1 tRNA gene and 2 rRNA genes are annotated in these 3,561 nt (G+C 53.9%); all 3 read left to right on the top strand.

From position 1 onward, the window contains the following. The first annotated feature begins 3 nt into the window (after nucleotides 1-3). The 3 genes from NLU14_RS21205 (at nucleotide 4) to rrf (ending at nucleotide 3,554) form a co-directional block, all read left to right on the top strand. Nucleotides 4-79, top strand: a tRNA-Ala gene (locus tag NLU14_RS21205). Nucleotides 80-433: 354 nt separating this feature from the next. Then, nucleotides 434-3,328 (top strand): 23S ribosomal RNA (locus tag NLU14_RS21200). A gap of 110 nt (nucleotides 3,329-3,438) precedes the next feature. After that, nucleotides 3,439-3,554: ribosomal RNA gene (rrf, locus tag NLU14_RS21195) — 5S ribosomal RNA — on the top strand. Nucleotides 3,555-3,561: the final 7 nt, after the last annotated feature.

The raw sequence follows: 3,561 nt of genomic DNA, 5'->3' as shown, positions 1-3,561 counted from the left end.
CGAGGGGCTGTAGCTCAGTTGGGAGAGCGCCTGCCTTGCACGCAGGAGGTCAGCGGTTCGATCCCGCTCAGCTCCACCAATACCTGGACAGATCGATGAATGCCTGACTTCGGTCAGTGTGCAGAAACAAGCATTTCGGTTTAATGACAGCAGTTGTTAAGCGGAAGTTCTTCTTTCTGATCACTGGGTCAGATTTGCTCTTTAACAAATTGGACGAGATAGAACACGAATACGTTTTCTCATTATCTCCGAGAGAACGTGTTCAATGTGATAGCGATTTCAAGCGTTATCCGGTGTTGTCGTTGAAGTGGTTGTGTATGACTTCGAGCGGCTGTCTCTGAGACTCATCCTGGATGAGAAGTGGGTATTGGCGTTTGTCAGTGTCCGGTTCTTATTAATGGTGAGGCACAGATCAGTTGTCTTGGGGTTATATAGTCAAGCAACTAAGCGCATACGGTGGATGCCTTGGCAGTCAGAGGCGATGAAAGACGTGGAAGCCTGCGATAAGGCTCGGGGAGCTGGCAAACAAGCTGTGATCCGGGCATCTCTGAATGGGGAAACCCACCGACTTTCGGGTCGGTACCGTGCGGTGAATACATAGCCGTACGGGGCGAACTCGGGGAACTGAAACATCTAAGTACCCGAAGGAAAAGAAATCAACCGAGATTCCCTCAGTAGCGGCGAGCGAACGGGGACCAGCCCTTAAGCTGGACAACTGGTAGGAGAAGGCCCTGGAAAGAGCCGCCATAGTGGGTGATAGCCCCGTATCCGAAACCTGAGTCCAGTGAAATCGAGTAGGACGGGACACGAGACATCCTGTCTGAACATGGGGGGACCATCCTCCAAGGCTAAATACTCCTGACTGACCGATAGTGAACCAGTACCGTGAGGGAAAGGCGAAAAGAACCCCTGTGAGGGGAGTGAAATAGATCCTGAAACCGTATGCGTACAAGCAGTCGGAGCGGACGTGTTCCGTGACGGCGTACCTTTTGTATAATGGGTCAGCGACTTATGTTCAGTGGCGAGGTTAACCGTTTAGGGGAGCCGTAGGGAAACCGAGTCTGAATAGGGCGATTCAGTCGCTGGGCATAGACCCGAAACCGGGCGATCTATCCATGAGCAGGTTGAAGGTTGAGTAACATCAACTGGAGGACCGAACCCACTGTCGTTGAAAAGCCAGGGGATGACTTGTGGATCGGAGTGAAAGGCTAATCAAGCCCGGAGATAGCTGGTTCTCCCCGAAAGCTATTTAGGTAGCGCCTCGGACGAATACCACAGGGGGTAGAGCACTGTTTCGGCTAGGGGGTCATCCCGACTTACCAACCCGATGCAAACTCCGAATACCTGTGAGTACTATCCGGGAGACACACGGTGGGTGCTAACGTCCATCGTGAAGAGGGAAACAACCCAGACCGCCAGCTAAGGTCCCCAAATACCAGTTAAGTGGGAAACGATGTGGGAAGGCTCAGACAGCTAGGAGGTTGGCTTAGAAGCAGCCATCCTTTAAAGAAAGCGTAATAGCTCACTAGTCGAGTCGGCCTGCGCGGAAGATGTAACGGGGCTCAAACTGGTTACCGAAGCTGCGGCTGTGCACGCAAGTGCACGGGGTAGGGGAGCGTTCTGTAGGCCTGCGAAGGTGTGTCGAGAGGCATGCTGGAGGTATCAGAAGTGCGAATGCTGACATGAGTAACGACAATGGGAGTGAAAAACTCCCACGCCGGAAGACCAAGGTTTCCTGCGCAACGCTAATCGGCGCAGGGTGAGTCGGCCCCTAAGGTGAGACCGAAAGGTGTAATCGATGGGAAACGGGTTAATATTCCCGTACCTTGGATAGCTGCGATGGAGAGACGGAGAAGGCTAGGTGAGCCGGGCGACGGTTGTCCCGGTTTAAGCGAGTAGGCAGTGGGGTTAGGCAAATCCGGCCCCACAATGCCGAGACGCGACGACGACGGCCCATTAGGGCTGGAAGTCATTGATGCCCTGCTTCCAGGAAAATCTTCTAAGCTTCAGGCTATTCGAGACCGTACCCCAAACCGACACAGGTGGTCAGGTAGAGAATACCAAGGCGCTTGAGAGAACTCGGGTAAAGGAACTAGGCAAAATGGTGCCGTAACTTCGGGAGAAGGCACGCCGGTGGTATGTGACGCCCTTCGCGGGTTGAGCAGAAGCCGGTCGAAGATACCAGGCCCCTGCGACTGTTTATTAAAAACACAGCACTGTGCAAACACGAAAGTGGACGTATACGGTGTGACGCCTGCCCGGTGCCGGAAGGTTAATTGATGGGGTTAGCGCTTGCGCGAAGCTCTTGATCGAAGCCCCGGTAAACGGCGGCCGTAACTATAACGGTCCTAAGGTAGCGAAATTCCTTGTCGGGTAAGTTCCGACCTGCACGAATGGCGTAACGATGGGGGCGCTGTCTCTACCCGAGACTCAGTGAAATTGAAATCGCCGTGAAGATGCGGTGTATCCGCGGCTAGACGGAAAGACCCCGTGAACCTTTACTATAGCTTCACAGTGAACTTTGAGCATGTTTGTGTAGGATAGCTGGGAGGCTTTGAAACCAGGACGCCAGTTCTGGTGGAGCCAACCTTGAAATACCAGCCTGACCTGTTTGAGGTTCTAACTTCGACCCCTGATCGGGGTTAAGGACACTGTGTGGTGGGTAGTTTGACTGGGGCGGTCTCCTCCCAAAGCGTAACGGAGGAGCACAAAGGTGGGCTAAGCACGGTCGGACATCGTGCGGTTAGTGTAATGGCACAAGCCCGCTTAACTGCGAGACAGACACGTCGAGCAGGTACGAAAGTAGGTCATAGTGATCCGGTGGTTCTGTATGGAAGGGCCATCGCTCAACGGATAAAAGGTACTCCGGGGATAACAGGCTGATACCGCCCAAGAGTTCACATCGACGGCGGTGTTTGGCACCTCGATGTCGGCTCATCACATCCTGGGGCTGAAGCCGGTCCCAAGGGTATGGCTGTTCGCCATTTAAAGTGGTACGCGAGCTGGGTTTAGAACGTCGTGAGACAGTTCGGTCCCTATCTGCCGTGGACGTTGGAGATTTGAGGAAAGCTGCTCCTAGTACGAGAGGACCGGAGTGGACGAACCGCTGGTGTTCGGGTTGTGTCGCCAGACGCATTGCCCGGTAGCTATGTTCGGACAGGATAACCGCTGAAAGCATCTAAGCGGGAAGCCCCTTCCAAGATGAGATCTCCCTGGACCCTTGAGGTCCCTGAAGAGCCGTTCAAGACCAGGACGTTGATAGGTCGGGTGTGTAAGCGCTGCGAGGCGTTGAGCTAACCGATACTAATTGCTCGTGAGGCTTGACTATATAACACCCAAGACAATTGCGGATAACGCAAGAGCACAGGCGAACGCCCAAGCTCGGAAATCGACATCACAACGTTCTACCTCTCGTCCACCCAGTGATCAACCGTTTTGCCTGACGACCATAGCGGTCTGGAACCACCTGATCCCATCCCGAACTCAGCCGTGAAACAGACCAGCGCCGATGGTAGTGTGGCTTCTGCCCATGTGAGAGTAGGTCATCGTCAGGCTCTTAAT

The sequence above is a fragment of the Marinobacter iranensis genome, from assembly GCF_029207565.1.
In the GTDB taxonomy this organism is placed as follows: domain Bacteria; phylum Pseudomonadota; class Gammaproteobacteria; order Pseudomonadales; family Oleiphilaceae; genus Marinobacter; species Marinobacter iranensis.
This window is presented reverse-complemented; position numbering and strand designations above follow the sequence as displayed.